A 13,681-nucleotide genomic window follows, 5' to 3' on the forward strand; every position below is an offset into this window, starting at 1 on the left:
CTTCGGAGTCAGTGGGGGTCAGTGGTGAGTTCAATGGGTTGGGGGGGGGAATGTCATCGGATGTCATTCGAGATTGGCGTGGCGCGGCCAGATGTCGTCGCCGGTGAGGCCGCTGCGCTGCCACAGGGCGTGGAAGAGCGCATCGCCGAGGACGACCAGACCCTGTTCGAAGAGGCTTCCGGCGTACTGCACCGAGATGCTCCCGCTGCGGTCGAGCTTCGCGGCTGCGGGCACCTCCACTGTCACCTCGGCCAGCTGTGCCAGCGGCGACCCTGGTGTGGCGGTGAGAGCGGCGACCGTCGCGCCGACCGACTGCGCCTTCTCGGCGGCCTGGACGATGCCCGCCGTGGTCCCGGAGCCGCTGGCGACCAGCAGCACGTCCCCGGCGCGGATCGCTGGTGCGGTGATCTCGCCGACGACGTGGGTGGACAGGCCCAGGTGCATCAGACGCATCGCGGTCATCTTCAGAGCCAGGCCTGAGCGGCCGGAGCCCAGGACGAAGACGCGTTCAGCCCCGGAGAGGGTATCGGCCAGGTCCTCCAGGGTGCGGCCGGCCAGCGTCAGGGTGTCCGAGCTCCGGGCGAGCTCAGAGCTGATCTCCTGCAGTGCACTGCCGACGGTGGTGTTCCCGACCACTGTGCTGTTCAGCGTGATGTTCGCGTTCATGGAGACGATCCTGCCCACCAGCGGGGCTCGGCACTATCCCTCGAAGGTCCAGTGAGACTGCCCGTTCGGCGAGGACTGCCCGGACGGGCAGGTCGGCTAGCCTGTGGGGTATGACGCAGGACCCCGCAGAGATCGAGGGCTCCCCGGAGACCCGGCACCCCCAGGAGCTGCCCGTGCCCGCGGATCGGCGCCATGCTTCGCAGCACGGCCGTTCCGTCTCGGAGCTGGCGGACCGTCACGCGGTCACGCTCGAGACCCTCCTGGCCGCGCTGCGTTCGACGCGGCTGGGGGATCGGGAGGCGCGGGAGACCGCGATCGGCATCGCCGCCGCGGCGTTGGTGGAGGCGCGCTCGTCCGCGCGCCAAGGGGCTGACCTGTTGGAGCCGGTCACTGGGGCCTTCGGGCGTCTGAAAGCCGAGCTGCGCCCGCTGGTGCGTCATGGCCGCGTGGACGTGGAGTTCGTGGAGCCGCCGCCCAACGGTCGGGCGCTGCCCGGCGATGTGGCCCAGGCGGCACGAGCGATCGTGCGCAGCGCCGTGCTGACCGTCGTCGATTCCTCCGAGGCCCGCCGGGTCCGCATCCACTGGGACTGTGACGGCCTGCACCTGCTGATCCATCTGCGTGACGACGGCAACGGGGAACTCAGTGCGCACGATGACGCGCTGCGGCCGATCACTGAGCATCTCAGCGCGTTCAGCGGGCGGATGGACGTGGACTCGACGCCGGGGTGGGGCACGGAGGTCACGATCGCCATCCCGTTGGACCCCGCGCCGACGCCTCTGCCCGTGGAGGACCTCGGAGAGCTGAGTCCCCGCGAGGCCGAGGTGCTGCAGCATCTCGCCCGAGGGTCCCGCAACGCCGAGATCGCCGCGGAGCTGGGCATCAGCGACCACACTGTGAAGTTCCACATCTCGAAGCTGCTGCGCAAGACCGGCACCCGGAACCGGGCGGAGCTGATCGCGCTGCTGCGCTGAGAGCCCGTGGGAGCGAGATCGAAGACCAGGAGAGATCGATGACCAGGAGCCGGAGCAGAGATCCGGGGAGGCCTGTGAGCCACCAGATCATCCCGGCCCGGCAGCTGACCCGGGCCCCGTGGAAGAACGGCCTCGGCACCACGCGGGTGATCGCCACTGAGGAACCCCACCCAGAGGAGTCCCGCCGCGCGGGACCGGCGGCTGACGGAGGGAGTCCAGGTCCGGGGTTCCTCTGGCGGCTGAGCCTCGCCGACCTGGTGGACGACAGCGTCTTCTCCGCGCTGCCCGGGGTTGACCGGGTCTTCACTCTCGTCACGGCAGGGCCGGTCGACCTCCATGTCGGCACCCGGGGGCACACGCTGAGCGCCGGGCGCCAGGTGGTCTTCGCCGGGGAGGAGGACGTCCGGGCCGAACTCGGGGAGGTGGGGCCGCAGCAGGCGCTGAACCTCATGGTGGACCGGTCTCGGGCCCAGGGCGAGGTGCAGGTGGAACAGCTGGAATCCGGCTGGACAGAGCTCACGGCCACCGAGACTGCTGTCGTCGTACTCTCCGGGGAGGTGTCCCTCCCCGGTGGAGGAGAGCTCACCGTTGGGGATGCGCTCCGTCCTGTGGGGGATCTGGCGATCCACATCGGCGGGTCAGCCGTGGTGGCCCGGGTGAGTGTGACCCCGCACCGGGACGGGCGCTGACGGGAATCACCGTGCCCTGCACGGGGTTGGGGAGGCAGGGGCTCGTCGTCTTCCGTCATCTGCGGCGGGCCTGCGCCTGCGAGCGTGCTACGTTCACTAGCCGTCCGGTCTGCCAGACCGCCCATCCATGCCCACAGACTCGGGGGAACATCATGAACCACCGCCGCCTCCTGCCCACTGCCGCGATCGCCGCCCTGCTGGTCTCCACGGCCGCGTGCACCGCTGACGACGCTGCCGACGCCGGCGCGGACCCTGACGAGGAGCCCGCACCGGGGCTCACTCTGGAGGACGTCCAGGACGAGGGTGTGCTGACGGTCGGCACTGAGGGCACCTACCGGCCGTTCTCCTACCACGAGGGCGGCTCTGGCGAGCTGACCGGGTACGACGTCGACGTCGTCACTGCTGTGGCGGAGAAGCTGGGCGTGGACGTCCAGTTCGAGGAGACCCAGTGGGACGCCATGTTCGCCGGGTTGGAGTCCGCTCGCTTCGACGTCGTCGCCAACCAGGTCTCTATCACGGAGGACCGTCAGGAGACCTACCTGTTCTCCGAGCCGTACACCGTCAGCAATGGCGTGATCGTCACGCTGGCGGACAACGAGGAGATCAGCAGCTTCGAGGACCTCGAGGGCAGGACCACCGCCCAGTCGCTGACCAGCAACTGGTACGAGCTGGCGACCGAGTCCGGGGCCGAGGTCGAGGCCGTGGAGGGCTGGGCCCAGTCGGTGACCCTGCTGGAGCAGGGCCGGGTGGACGCCACCATCAACGACAAGCTCACCTACCTGGACTATCAGGCCACCGAGGACAACGAGAACATCACGATCGCTGCCGAGACCGAGGACCAGTCCCAGGCGGCACTGACCTTCCGGCAGGGCAGCGAGTCCCTGGTGGAGGCTGTGGACGAGGCACTCGCCGAACTGGCCGCAGAGGGCACGCTGACCGAGATCAGCGAAGAGTACTTCGACGCCGACGTCTCGCAGTGATCGGGGTCGGCGTCCATGGAGTGGTTGTCTGACCTCGACTGGGAGCTGGTGGCCGACTCGTTCTGGCCCATGCTCAAAGGCGGGCTGACCGGGACCATCCCGCTGACCCTGGCGAGCTTCTCGCTGGGGCTGGTGCTGGCGCTGGTGGTCGCGCTGATGAGGATCAGCAGCATCCGGCCCGTCTCCTGGCTCGCGCGCGCCTACATCTCGATCATCCGCGGCACCCCGCTGCTGGTGCAGCTGTTCGTGATCTTCTTCGGGCTGCCGTCCATCGGGGTGACCCTGGACCCGTGGCCCAGTGCGGTCATCGCGTTCTCACTGAATGTGGGCGGCTATGCGGCGGAGGTGATCCGCGCGGCGATTCTGTCGGTGTCGACAGCTCAGTGGGAGGCCGGCTACACCATCGGCATGTCCCGGGTGCAGACCCTGCGTCGGGTGATCCTGCCCCAGGCGGCCCGGGTCTCGGTGCCGCCGCTGTCCAACACGTTCATCTCCCTGGTGAAGGACTCCTCCTTGGCCTCGCTGATCCTGGTGACCGAGATGTTCCGGGTCGCTCAGCAGATCGCCGCGTTCAGCCAGCAGTTCATGGTGCTCTACGTGGAGGCAGCGGTGATCTACTGGATGTTCTGCCTGGTCCTCTCCTCGGCTCAGGTGCGCTTGGAGAGGAGGCTTGATCGTTTTGTCGTCCGCTGAGAATCCTGCCGGCCAGGCGTCGGGGAGTGTGCGACCCGGTGCGGCGTTGCTGCGTGTGTCCGGGCTGAACAAGTCCTTCGGGGACCATGAAGTGCTGCGCCACATCGATCTGCAGGTCGACGCCGGCAAGGTGCTGGCGCTGATCGGACCCTCCGGGTCCGGGAAGACCACTGTGCTGCGCTGCCTGAACGGTCTGGAGCGTCCCGACGCCGGCACCATCACGTTCGACGGCGGCCCGGAGGTGACCTTCACCCCGCGGACCAGTCGGCGGCAGAAGGAGTCTCTGCGGTTCCGCAGTGCGATGGTCTTCCAGAGCTACAACCTTTTTCCCCACAAGACCGTGCTGCAGAACGTCATCGAGGGTCCGGTGCAGGTGCAGCGGCGGCCGAAGGCGGAGGCGATCGCTGACGCGGAGGCGCTGCTGGACCGGGTGGGGCTGGCCGACAAGCGGGACCAGTACCCGCACCAGCTTTCAGGTGGTCAGCAGCAGCGGGTCGGGATCGTCCGCGCTCTGGCGCTGAAGCCGGCCCTGCTGCTCTTCGACGAGCCCACCTCCGCCCTGGACCCGGAGCTGGTGGGTGATGTGCTCACCGTGATCAAGGAGCTGGCCGAGGAGGGGTGGACCATGGTGCTGGTGACCCATGAGCTCGCCTTCGCTCGGGAGGTGGCGGACCAGGTGGTCTTCATGGATGGCGGCGTCGTCGTGGAGGAGGGGCCCGCGAGCGAGGTCCTGCGTCAGCCGCGGCGGGAACGCACTCAGCGGTTCGTGCACCGGCTGCTGAACCCGTTCTGAGGGTCGTCCGGAGACTCTCCTCCTCTTCGATCTGCACACGCGAATCACGTCTGCACTACGAGATTTTGTGGTGCAGACGTGATGTGAGGGTGCAGAACGGTCTCAGCATGCGGTGATCAGCCCGTGGTCAACAGCGCACCGTGCGGCCGATGCCCCGACCAGTGTGCGTCTGGCCGTGCGCGATGACATGGCCTGTGGGAGAGTAGCCAACACTCAGAGTGAAGGCGACTTTCTGTACTCCGAGAGGGGTGGTCCGGATGGACCGCAGTGGGGCGGCGATCCTAGCTGCGATCGTGGCAGGAGCGTGCTTGTCTGTGGCTGCTTGTCAGGCATGGGGGAGTTCCATCGAGGAGATCGAGGCCCAGGAGTTCACATTCCTGACCATCGATATCAGCGGTGATGACGGGCATCCGGAAGCCCTCTTCGTCGGTGAGGTCGGCATCGACGAGGCCGGTTGCCTCTACGGTGCCGCCGATGGCACTGACTATGGGGTGATCTTTCCCGAGGGGACCGAGGAAGATCCTGGAGGTGGAATCAGCCTGCCGGATGGTGTGCCCCTGCCCATCGGTGAGGGTGTGGAACTGTCCGGGGGATACTTCGATCCACCGGTGAGCGATGACGTCGACTGTGCGGACTACCCGCAGATGTTCCTGGTGAATCCGGAGCAGCAGAACTCGTGAGGCGTGTGACTCCCAGAGTCGGGTGCGGCGAAAGGCTCCGACACGTGCCAATTCTGGTTATCAGCGGGTGGCGAGTAGCGCACCGTGCATCGGCTGCTGAAGCCTTTCTGAGGGGGCTCCGGACGCCCTCGTCCTCGACCTGCACACGTGAATCACGTCTGCACTACGAGATCTTGTGGTGCAGACGTGATTCGTGTGTGCAGAACGGTGCCAGCATGCGGTGATCATCGGGTGGCGAGGAGTGCGCCGTGCGGCCGATGCCCCGACCCGGTGCGCGTCGATGTGTGGGTCACCGTCAACCCTGCCGCTTCGACCTCGGCTGTGAAGGTGTCCATGGGCCAGTAGTAGGCGGTCGTGACGGCGTGGTCGAAGGGCTCCACTGTCGGGCCTGTGAAGAACCCCAGCGCGAGACCGCCTCCGGGGCGCAGGCATCGGGCGAACTCGGTCAGGGGTGCGCCGATGTGCTCAGGGGCGGTGTGGATGAGTGAGTACCAGGCCAGCACGCCGCCCAGAGTGCTGGAGTCCACGCTCAGGCACTCCGCTCGACCGACGCGATACCGTGCGTCGGGATAGGTGTCCCGCGCGCTCTCGATGAACTCCGGAACAGGATCGATTCCGCACACCTCGACCCCCATGCTCCGGAGGAGATCCGTCCACTGCCCGGGCCCACACCCGACGTCGACCACCGGCCCGTCAAGACTCTCGGCCCACTGGCGGATCTGCGACACATCGTCGGCGTGTGCCTGGGTGATGCTCCCGAGTGCGGTGATGTAGTCCGCGGCTCGGGTCCCGTAGGAGGTGCGGACAGATTCGAGGGAACGAGCGTCAGCCATCAGCAGCTGCCCGGAACGTCGGGCGGCGCCGCGTCACGCCGTGTGCTGCGCGAAGGCTTCGCGCATCTCGGTCGGCAGGCGGCACGGCCGCCCGGTCTCCCGGGCCACCGTGACGATCCGGGTGGTGGCCGTGACCCTCGGCTCGGTGTCGCCGTCGGCGAAGAGCCGGTAGGCGATGTCCAGGCTCGCCCCGGCGAGCTTGGCGATGCTCATCTCCACGATCACCGGCGCGGTCTGGTAATCGATCTGCCGCAGGTACCGCATCGACACCTCGGCGACCACGGACCAGACCGGCGACTCCGCGGTCAGCGGCGGGAAGCCGTCGTCGTCGTGATCCGAGGTGCGCCAGAACCCGCGGGTGCGCGCCTCCTCCAGGATCCGCATGACCGCGGCGTTGTTCACATGCCCGAAGGCGTCCTGGTCTCCCCAGCGCAGCTCGATCGGCACCCGCACGCTCATCCGTCGCCTCACTTCCTGCCGGACATCCGGACCGACGCTGGTCAGGGTAGCAAGCGGTGTACGGTGACCACATGACCGCGAGCCTTGGCATCACCCCGGCGACGGCGCTGGTCGTCGTCGACGTCCAGCAGGGCTTCCGCGACGCCGCGCACTGGGGGCGGCGCAACAACCTGGACAGCCAGCAGAACATCCAGCGCCTGCTGCAGGCCTGGCGGATCGCGGAGATGCCCGTCGTGGTGGTCCGGCACGCCTCCACAGACCCCGGCTCGCCGTTGCACCCCGCGCAGGAGGGCCACCAGCTGGAGGAGTTCGTGGGAGGGGCCGCCGCCCTGGAGGTGGTGAAGTCGGTCAACTCCTCCTTCCACGGGGAGCCGGATCTGGACGCCTGGCTGCGGGCGCAGGGGATCAGCACGATCGTGGTCTGCGGGATCACCACCAACCACTGCTGCGAGACCACGGCCCGCGTGGGCGGGAATCTGGGGCATCGGGTGCTCTTCGCCCTGGACGCCACCCACACCTTCGACCGCACCGGCCCTGACGGCCGAGTGCTCACCGCGGATGCGTTGGCGCAGGCCACGGCCACGAACCTGTACGGGGAGTTCGCCACGGTGGTCTCGACTCGGGATCTGCTGGAGGCGCTTCCGCAGCTCAGCTGAAGACAGCCGTCTCAGTCCCGCAGCGGGGACCCCACGGAGGTGAAATGCTGCTGGGTCATCTCCCCGGTCAGCAGAGGCATCGCCTCGGCGATGGCCTCCCGGGTGCTCTCCAGGTGCAGCGACTGCTCATGGGCCTCGGCGGAGTCCCAGATCTCGGCGACGAAGACGGCGTCCGGCTGGGCGTCGTCCACGCCGACCTCATAGCTGCGGCAGCCGGAGGCGGCCAGCTGCGGGGAATAGCGGGTCAGGATGGCGACGACGTCATCGCGCCGACCGGGCTGGGTCACGAAGGACCCCGTGTTCACATACATCATGGCCAGACGCTAGCCGTTCGCGCCGTGGAGCGGGATGCCTCCCGGCCGACGAGGATGCGGCCCGCCCCTCGGGGTGCCTACACTGCTGCGGTGCTGACCCCGCAGGACCCGATCACCTGGACGCCGCGACGCATCGCCGTGGCGGGGACCTCGGGTGCCGGAAAGTCCACCCTCGCGGATCGTCTGGCAGAGATGCTGGACTGCCCGCGAGTGGAGCTCGATTCCCTCTACCACGGGGAAGGCTGGGTGCCCCGGGAGAGCTTCACCGACGACGTCGATGCCTTCACCGCGGGTCAGCGGTGGGTGATCGAGCACCAGTACCGGGAGGTGCGCCCGCTGATCACCGCCCGGGCGGATACTCTGCTGTGGTTGGACTGGCCAGATTGGTTCACCCTCCAGCGCCTGGTGCGCCGGACCGTGCGCCGCCGGCTGACGGGGGAGGAGCTCTGGAACGGCAACCGTGAGGGGCCGCTGAGCGGGTTCTTCACCGACCAGAGCCACATCATCCGGTGGGGGATCCGGACCCGGAGACGGCTGCGGCCGGTCATCCCCGCGCTCGAGGAGCAGTATCCGCATCTGCAGGTGGTGCGCTTCCGCCGTCCCCGTGAGGTGGAGGAGTGGCTGGCGCGGCTGCGGTGAACGGAGGCTCAGGTGCGCTCCCCTCAGAGGCTTGCCCACCGTCACCGCCGCTCCACCAGCACGGCCGCGCCCATCCCGCCGGCCACCGCGCAGGCCGCCACCCCGAGCGCACCGGGCGGGGATTCCATGAGCCGGTGCAGCAGCCGGACCAGCGCCACCGCCCCTGAGGCACCCCACGGGTGCCCCAGCGCCAGTGCCCCGCCGGCCGCATTGCCCCGAGGGTCCACCTCCTGGGCGCCGTCAGTGAGGCCCAGGTCATCGAGGGAGGCCAGCGCCTGGGAGGCGTAGGCCTCCACCACCTCCACTGCGGCAAGATCGGCGACGACGGCGCCAGCCTGCGCCAGCACGGCCCGCACCGCCGGCGCGGCCGCCACGCCCGGCAGTGCCGGATCCCCGCCGACCAGCGCCTGGCCGCGGATGACCAGATGTGGCCCCGATGCCTGATCCGCGGGCACGAGCATCACGGCTGCCGCGCCGTCGGCGATCCGCGCCGCCGTCGCGGGGGTGACCGTTGCGCTCGGTGAGTCCACCAGCGGGCGGAACCGGGCCAGCATGCCGGGGGAGAGGCGGCGCGGGCCGTCGTCGAGCAGAGGTGAGCCCTCCGTCCCCGGCCAGGGCAGGGTCTCACGACGCCGCAGATCGGAGTGCTCCCGTGCCAGCCGATGGCTCCGCAGCGCGAAGGCCTCCTGCCGGACCCGAGCGATGCCGCGGACGGCGGCGAGGTCATCGGCCGCCGTCGTCATGTCCGGGTCCGCGAAGCCCTCCGGGGCGAACCGTGCCTGACGGATCGGCGTGCCGTCGAGGAGCCGGACCGGCGCGGTGGACGGGCTCTCCGCCCCGCCGGCGGCCACGGGCGCTCCGGTGCGTCGCACGTGGTCGGCGGCCTGGATGACCGCCACCAGGCCGGAGCCGCATTGGGCGTCCACACCCCACCCCACACAGTTCTCCCCGAACCCGGCGTCCAGTGCCGCCACCCGACCGAGATTGCCGCCCTCTCCGGTGCAGTTGCCCAGCACCACCGCCTGCGGGGCGCGGCCCGCGGACTCGGCGACGGCGGCCAGCAGCTGGCCCGCCAGGTGATGCGCCGGGAACTCGCCCAGCGCGCGGGAGCGTCCCGTGATCGGGGTGCGCAGGCCGGCGACCACAGCGACCTCCGCTGCACCGGACCCCGCTGCACCGGACCCCGCTGCACCGGACCCCGCTGCACCGGACCCCGCTGCACTGGACCCCGCTGCACCAGCGTCAGTCACCCTGCTCACCGCGCTCACCGCGAGGCCTCCGTGACGGCCTCTGTGACGGCCGCCGGAGCGGCCAGCGGCAGGGTGAACGCCTCCGCAGGGCCCAGGCGACGGACCTTTCCGCTGGCGGTGCGTGGCAGCTCGGCTACCAGCCGCCACTTCCGGGGCCGCTGGGCCGGACTCAGGCCAGTGCGTGCAGCCTCGCTCAGTGCGCGGGCGTCGAGGGCCGTCTCCTGCGTGGGCTCCACGCAGGCGGTGACCAGCTGGCCGAGCCGGGGATGCGGTTCGCCCAGCACCAGGGCCGCTCGCACCCCAGGCTGGCTCTCCAGCCAGGCCTCGACGTCGGCCGGGACCACCGTGGCACCGCCGGTGAGGATCGCGTCGTCGGCCCGGCCCTGCAGGCTCAGCACCCTCTCGGAGCTCAGGACGGCCCGGTCCCCGACCGTGGCCCATGAACCGTCGCGCCGGAAGGAGCCTCCCTCGCCGAGCACCGCCAGGGCGTTCTGCTCGCTGCGCACCCACAGCGTGTCGGCACGGATGTCGACTTCCACCTCGGGGATCGGCCGCAGGCCGTCTCCGGTGTCCACAGCCACCAGGGAGAGCTCCGCGGCGCCGAAATACGTGACCACCTGCAGCCTCAGGGCGCGGGCGCGGGTGGCCAGGCCGATGTCGAGCCGAGCGCCACCGATGAAGGCTGCGCGCAGGGTGGTCGGTGCACCGGACTCCAGCAGCTCGACCGTCTCCTGCAGGTGCACCGGGGTGCCGTGGAGGATCGTGGGTCCGTCCAGGTCGGCGGCGCGCAGTCGGGCCCCGACGGGCGTCGACCAGGCCAGGCCGCGGTGGTGCGCATGGGCGACGGCGTAGGTGGCCATGGAGGAGGCGGGGTGGACGGGGGTGAGCACGGCGTCGTCGTCCTGGATGCCCAGGGAGACGTCCACCGTGGGGAAGGAGACCTCCCAGGACCGGGCGCTGCGCACGATGGCCCGTGGGCGACTGGTGCTGCCGGAGGTGAACGAGGCCCACGCGGCCTCCTCCGGCAGGGGACTGCCCTGCACCGAGCGGAGCAGAGTCTGCCAGTGCTCCTGGGGCCAGCGTTCGTCACCGATCAGCGGCACCTCCCCGGCCGCCCGGGCGGCCAGCGCATCAGCGAGCACACGCCGGTGGTCGGGGCTGCGCAGCGGGCGAAGCGTGGGGGACTCACCGGCCGGGCTCACCGGGCGAACACCTGGGGGTAGGCCCGGCGCAGCGTCATGGTCACCAGGACGGCCAGGACCACCTTCAGCAGATCCCCGGGCAGGAACGCCGTGGCGAGCAGGGCGGTCTCGCCCAGCCCCAGGCCGGTCACCCAGGCCTGTACGGGAATGCCGAAGGCGTAGATCACCGGGATGCCGCCGATCAGGCAGCCCAGCGTCGTGCGCGGCCAGGTGGGCCGGACCGGGCCCGTGCGCCGCACCCCGTGGACGATCAGCCCGATGACGGCGGCTCCGGCCACCATGCCCGCCAGGTAGCCGGCGCTGGGCCCGAAGAATACTCCCAGGCCGCCGCGACCACCGGCCAGCAGTGGCAGGCCCAGTGCCACGAGCACCTCGAAGGCGAGCACCGCACCGGCGCCGCGCCACGGGCCGAGCACCGTCCCGGCGAGCATCACGCCCAGCGTCTGAGCGGTCACCGGGACCGCCATGCCCATCACGGGGATCGCCCCGGGCAGTCCCAGGGCGGCGATCAGCCCGGCGAAGACCGCGATCTGGGCCAGCGCGCGGGCGGTGGCGACTGAGGACGTCGTCGATCGGGCCACTGATGTCGAGGCTCCGGGTGTCGGGGATCCGGGCGGGGTGCTCTGGTGCAGTGTGGACATGATGAGGCTCTCCTGAGGGTAGGATTTGAACGCTGTTCAACACTGAGCAGTGTGCACTATCTCGGAGCCCCTCGGTCGGAGATGACACGATGCGACGCCGCCTCCAGGGCAGGTGGGAGAGCCGGTCACGCCGGCGTGACAGCCGCAGGGGAGCGGGTGGCAGGATGGGCACCGTGGCCCTTACGCCGACACTGCATCCCCGCCCGTCAGGAGGACTCTGAGACCATGACCGACCAGACCGACGTCCCCACCCGCACCCTGAACGACGGCACCACCCTCCCGGAGCTGGGTCTCGGGACCTACAAGCTGCGCGGATCTGCCGGTGCGGAGGCCATCGCGGCCGGAATCCGCTCCGGGTACCGCCTGCTGGACACTGCCTACAACTACGAGAACGAGGGAGCCGTGGGGGCGGGCATCGTCTCCTCCGGGATCTCACGGGACGAGCTGCGGGTGACCTCCAAGCTGCCCGGCCGCTACCACCGCTACGACCAGGCCGTCGAGGCGGTCGAGGAGTCGCTCTACCGGGCCGGCCTGGACCACTTCGACCTGTACCTCATCCACTGGCCGAACCCGAAGCAGGACGTCTACGTGGAAGCCTGGCAGGCGCTTATCGACCTGCGGGAGCGCGGTCTGCTGCGCTCCATCGGGGTCAGCAACTTCCTGCCCGAGCACCTGGACCGCCTCCACCGGGAGACCGGTGTGACCCCCAGCGTGAACCAGATCGAGATCCACCCCTGGTTCCCCCAGGAGGACCAGCTGGCCGCCAACACCGAGCGGGGCATCGCCGTCGAGGCCTGGAGCCCTGTGGGCCGGCACTCCCAGCTGCAGCAGGAGCCCGTCGTCGCCGAGATCGCCGAGGAGCTCGGCCGCAGCCCGGTGCAGACCATCCTGCGCTGGCACGTCCAGCGGGGCACCATCGCGCTGCCCAAGTCCGCCGACCCGGCGCGGCAGCGGGAGAACCTTGACATCTACGACATCGAGCTCACCGACGCACACATGGAGCGCATCGCCGGCCTGGCGAAGCCCGACGGTCGGCTCGCCGGCCAGGACCCCGCGGAGTACGAGGAGTTCTGATCCACTCGTCCTCAGACCTTCTCGCCCGGTGTCTGCGCGTCAGCAGCCGGTCGCGACACAGCAAGTCTGGTCGGCGGAGCGCCGCACGCCTATGCTCGGCGACGTGGGGTGGGTCGCCACGATGCTGGACGAGAGGAGTCAGAGATGACCGAGAACCGAGAAGAGAGCGCGTCACGTGACATCGCGGGAACCCGTCACGGGGTTGTCGTCGGAGTCGACGGGTCAGACCATGCCAAGACAGCGCTCCATACTGGCGCCAGGCTGGCGGCCTCCGCAGGACTGCCGCTGACCGCTGTGTTCGCCTACCCGATCTCCAACTACGCAGTCCAGGCGGCCTCCTACGGCCAGCCCGTCGTCGACGAAGCTGGGATCCGTGACGAGGGCGAGAACATGCTGCGCCGAGCACTGGCCGAGGCGGGGGCGGACCGCGCCGACGTCCGGGGGATGGTCACCCGCGGCCCCGCACCACAAGCCCTGGCGGAGCTCTCCAGCAACGCCGCGGCCATCGTCGTCGGCACACGGGGACGAGGTGGCTTCACCGGCATGTTGCTGGGATCCACGTCGGCCAGCCTGCCCTCACGCTCCCACTGTCCGGTGATCATCGTCCCTCCGGACGCTGAGGGCACACGGGACTTCTCTGCGGGAGCCGCTCTCGCCGTCGGCGTGGATGAGTCGGCGCACAGTCGCGCAGCCGCCGAAGAGGCCGCTCGCTGGGCCCAGGCACTTCGCCTCCCGGTGCGGCTGATCAGCGCGCTGGCGCCGGTGTCCCCGGATGTGGAGGCCTGGGTCTCGCTCGAAGAGCAGCGACGCTCGGCACGCGAGCAGCTCACCCGCACGGTGGAGGATCATGCCGCCGCCGTGCGAACTGCGTTCCCCGAGATGACCGTGGAGACCGAAGTCCGCGACGGCGCCGCGGCCGCGGTCATGGTTGACGAGACGCGGTCGGCGCCGCTGACGGTCGTCGGCACCCGAGGACACGGCGGGTTCACCGGCATGCTCCTGGGGTCCACGTCCTTGGCGATCATGCACCATGCGGGAGGACCGCTGATGATCGTCCCGCAGAGCTGACACGAGTGGCCACGAATCCCGGGATCTCCCCGATGACACGCCGTGTCGGGAGGGGAGAAGCCGGATCCGT

General features: G+C 69.9%; 17 protein-coding genes. 10 read left to right on the forward strand and 7 right to left on the reverse strand.

Annotated elements, in window-relative coordinates; genetic code table 11:
• Positions 1-63 precede the first annotated feature (63 nt).
• A complete protein-coding gene (gene hxlB, locus ACYVKI_RS00645) occupies positions 64-666 on the reverse strand; it encodes a 6-phospho-3-hexuloisomerase (protein ID WP_460688420.1) in 603 nt (200 codons plus the stop codon).
• A gap of 110 nt (positions 667-776) precedes the next feature.
• Between hxlB and ACYVKI_RS00650 the strand changes: the two genes are divergently transcribed.
• From ACYVKI_RS00650 to ACYVKI_RS00675, 6 genes are all read left to right on the forward strand, one after another.
• Complete coding sequence (locus tag ACYVKI_RS00650; protein WP_460688421.1) at positions 777-1,640, forward strand: helix-turn-helix transcriptional regulator; 864 nt, start codon at positions 777-779, stop codon at positions 1,638-1,640.
• Positions 1,641-1,714: 74 nt separating this feature from the next.
• Complete coding sequence (locus ACYVKI_RS00655) at positions 1,715-2,329, forward strand: HutD/Ves family protein (protein WP_460688422.1); 615 nt, start codon at positions 1,715-1,717, stop codon at positions 2,327-2,329.
• A 152-nt stretch (positions 2,330-2,481) separates the two neighbouring features.
• Complete coding sequence (locus ACYVKI_RS00660; RefSeq protein ID WP_460688423.1) at positions 2,482-3,309, forward strand: amino acid ABC transporter substrate-binding protein; 828 nt, start codon at positions 2,482-2,484, stop codon at positions 3,307-3,309.
• Positions 3,310-3,324: 15 nt separating this feature from the next.
• Positions 3,325-4,002 carry an amino acid ABC transporter permease gene (locus ACYVKI_RS00665; protein ID WP_460688424.1) on the forward strand — a complete coding sequence of 226 codons (678 nt, stop codon included), beginning with the start codon at positions 3,325-3,327 and terminating at the stop codon, positions 4,000-4,002.
• Positions 4,003-4,030: 28 nt separating this feature from the next.
• Positions 4,031-4,795, forward strand: a complete 765-nt coding sequence (locus ACYVKI_RS00670; protein WP_460689369.1) for an amino acid ABC transporter ATP-binding protein — start codon at positions 4,031-4,033, stop codon at positions 4,793-4,795.
• Positions 4,796-5,109: 314 nt separating this feature from the next.
• Complete coding sequence (locus tag ACYVKI_RS00675) at positions 5,110-5,475, forward strand: hypothetical protein (protein ID WP_344684251.1); 366 nt, start codon at positions 5,110-5,112, stop codon at positions 5,473-5,475.
• Between the two features lie 224 nt (positions 5,476-5,699).
• On the opposite strand, the gene ACYVKI_RS00680 is transcribed toward ACYVKI_RS00675, so the two are convergent.
• Together ACYVKI_RS00680 and ACYVKI_RS00685 are read right to left on the reverse strand one after the other, a co-directional pair.
• Positions 5,700-6,308 (reverse strand): class I SAM-dependent methyltransferase, encoded by a 609-nt coding sequence (locus ACYVKI_RS00680; protein ID WP_460688425.1) that lies wholly within the window; start codon positions 6,306-6,308, stop codon positions 5,700-5,702.
• Between the two features lie 33 nt (positions 6,309-6,341).
• Positions 6,342-6,767, reverse strand: coding sequence for an acyl-CoA thioesterase (locus tag ACYVKI_RS00685; protein WP_460688426.1), 426 nt, complete (start codon positions 6,765-6,767; stop codon positions 6,342-6,344).
• 71 nt (positions 6,768-6,838) lie between these two features.
• On the opposite strand from ACYVKI_RS00685, the gene ACYVKI_RS00690 reads away from it, so the two are divergent.
• Complete coding sequence (locus tag ACYVKI_RS00690; protein ID WP_460688427.1) at positions 6,839-7,423, forward strand: isochorismatase family protein; 585 nt, start codon at positions 6,839-6,841, stop codon at positions 7,421-7,423.
• 11 nt (positions 7,424-7,434) lie between these two features.
• Here the strand turns inward: ACYVKI_RS00690 and ACYVKI_RS00695 are convergent, their stop codons facing one another.
• Positions 7,435-7,737: a putative quinol monooxygenase gene (locus ACYVKI_RS00695; RefSeq protein ID WP_460688428.1), complete on the reverse strand. Its 303-nt coding sequence runs from the start codon at positions 7,735-7,737 to the stop codon at positions 7,435-7,437.
• Positions 7,738-7,827: 90 nt separating this feature from the next.
• On the opposite strand from ACYVKI_RS00695, the gene ACYVKI_RS00700 reads away from it, so the two are divergent.
• Positions 7,828-8,376: a P-loop NTPase family protein gene (locus tag ACYVKI_RS00700; protein ID WP_460688429.1), complete on the forward strand. Its 549-nt coding sequence runs from the start codon at positions 7,828-7,830 to the stop codon at positions 8,374-8,376.
• A 41-nt stretch (positions 8,377-8,417) separates the two neighbouring features.
• Here the strand turns inward: ACYVKI_RS00700 and ACYVKI_RS00705 are convergent, their stop codons facing one another.
• The 3 genes from ACYVKI_RS00705 to ACYVKI_RS00715 form a co-directional block, all read right to left on the reverse strand.
• Positions 8,418-9,521 carry a thiolase family protein gene (locus tag ACYVKI_RS00705; RefSeq protein ID WP_460688430.1) on the reverse strand — a complete coding sequence of 368 codons (1,104 nt, stop codon included), beginning with the start codon at positions 9,519-9,521 and terminating at the stop codon, positions 8,418-8,420.
• Positions 9,522-9,640: 119 nt separating this feature from the next.
• Positions 9,641-10,828 carry an ANL family adenylate-forming protein gene (locus tag ACYVKI_RS00710; RefSeq protein WP_460688431.1) on the reverse strand — a complete coding sequence of 396 codons (1,188 nt, stop codon included), beginning with the start codon at positions 10,826-10,828 and terminating at the stop codon, positions 9,641-9,643.
• Entirely contained in the window at positions 10,825-11,469 is a 645-nt protein-coding gene (locus ACYVKI_RS00715; protein ID WP_460688432.1) for a biotin transporter BioY, read from the reverse strand. The genes ACYVKI_RS00710 and ACYVKI_RS00715 overlap by 4 nt, the downstream gene beginning before the upstream one ends.
• A gap of 225 nt (positions 11,470-11,694) precedes the next feature.
• Between ACYVKI_RS00715 and ACYVKI_RS00720 the strand changes: the two genes are divergently transcribed.
• Both ACYVKI_RS00720 and ACYVKI_RS00725 read left to right on the forward strand, forming a co-directional pair.
• Complete coding sequence (locus tag ACYVKI_RS00720; RefSeq protein WP_460688433.1) at positions 11,695-12,543, forward strand: aldo/keto reductase; 849 nt, start codon at positions 11,695-11,697, stop codon at positions 12,541-12,543.
• A 144-nt stretch (positions 12,544-12,687) separates the two neighbouring features.
• On the forward strand, positions 12,688-13,611 hold the full coding sequence (locus tag ACYVKI_RS00725) for a universal stress protein (protein WP_460688434.1): 924 nt from the start codon (positions 12,688-12,690) through the stop codon (positions 13,609-13,611).
• The last annotated feature ends 70 nt before the right edge of the window (positions 13,612-13,681 follow it).

It is taken from the genome of Nesterenkonia suensis (assembly GCF_054782935.1).

Bases quoted from the DNA above. Each gene is read 5' to 3' on its own strand.
- ACYVKI_RS00725 (WP_460688434.1), top strand. From the start codon at position 12,688: ATGACCGAGAACCGAGAAGAGAGCGCGTCACGTGACATCGCGGGAACC.
- ACYVKI_RS00680 (WP_460688425.1), bottom strand. From the start codon at position 6,308: ATGGCTGACGCTCGTTCCCTCGAATCTGTCCGCACCTCCTACGGGACC.
- ACYVKI_RS00695 (WP_460688428.1), bottom strand. From the start codon at position 7,737: ATGATGTATGTGAACACGGGGTCCTTCGTGACCCAGCCCGGTCGGCGC.
- ACYVKI_RS00665 (WP_460688424.1), top strand. From the start codon at position 3,325: ATGGAGTGGTTGTCTGACCTCGACTGGGAGCTGGTGGCCGACTCGTTC.
- ACYVKI_RS00715 (WP_460688432.1), bottom strand. From the start codon at position 11,469: ATGTCCACACTGCACCAGAGCACCCCGCCCGGATCCCCGACACCCGGA.
- ACYVKI_RS00660 (WP_460688423.1), top strand. From the start codon at position 2,482: ATGAACCACCGCCGCCTCCTGCCCACTGCCGCGATCGCCGCCCTGCTG.
- ACYVKI_RS00720 (WP_460688433.1), top strand. From the start codon at position 11,695: ATGACCGACCAGACCGACGTCCCCACCCGCACCCTGAACGACGGCACC.
- ACYVKI_RS00690 (WP_460688427.1), top strand. From the start codon at position 6,839: ATGACCGCGAGCCTTGGCATCACCCCGGCGACGGCGCTGGTCGTCGTC.
- hxlB (WP_460688420.1), bottom strand. From the start codon at position 666: ATGAACGCGAACATCACGCTGAACAGCACAGTGGTCGGGAACACCACC.
- ACYVKI_RS00650 (WP_460688421.1), top strand. From the start codon at position 777: ATGACGCAGGACCCCGCAGAGATCGAGGGCTCCCCGGAGACCCGGCAC.
- ACYVKI_RS00685 (WP_460688426.1), bottom strand. From the start codon at position 6,767: ATGAGCGTGCGGGTGCCGATCGAGCTGCGCTGGGGAGACCAGGACGCC.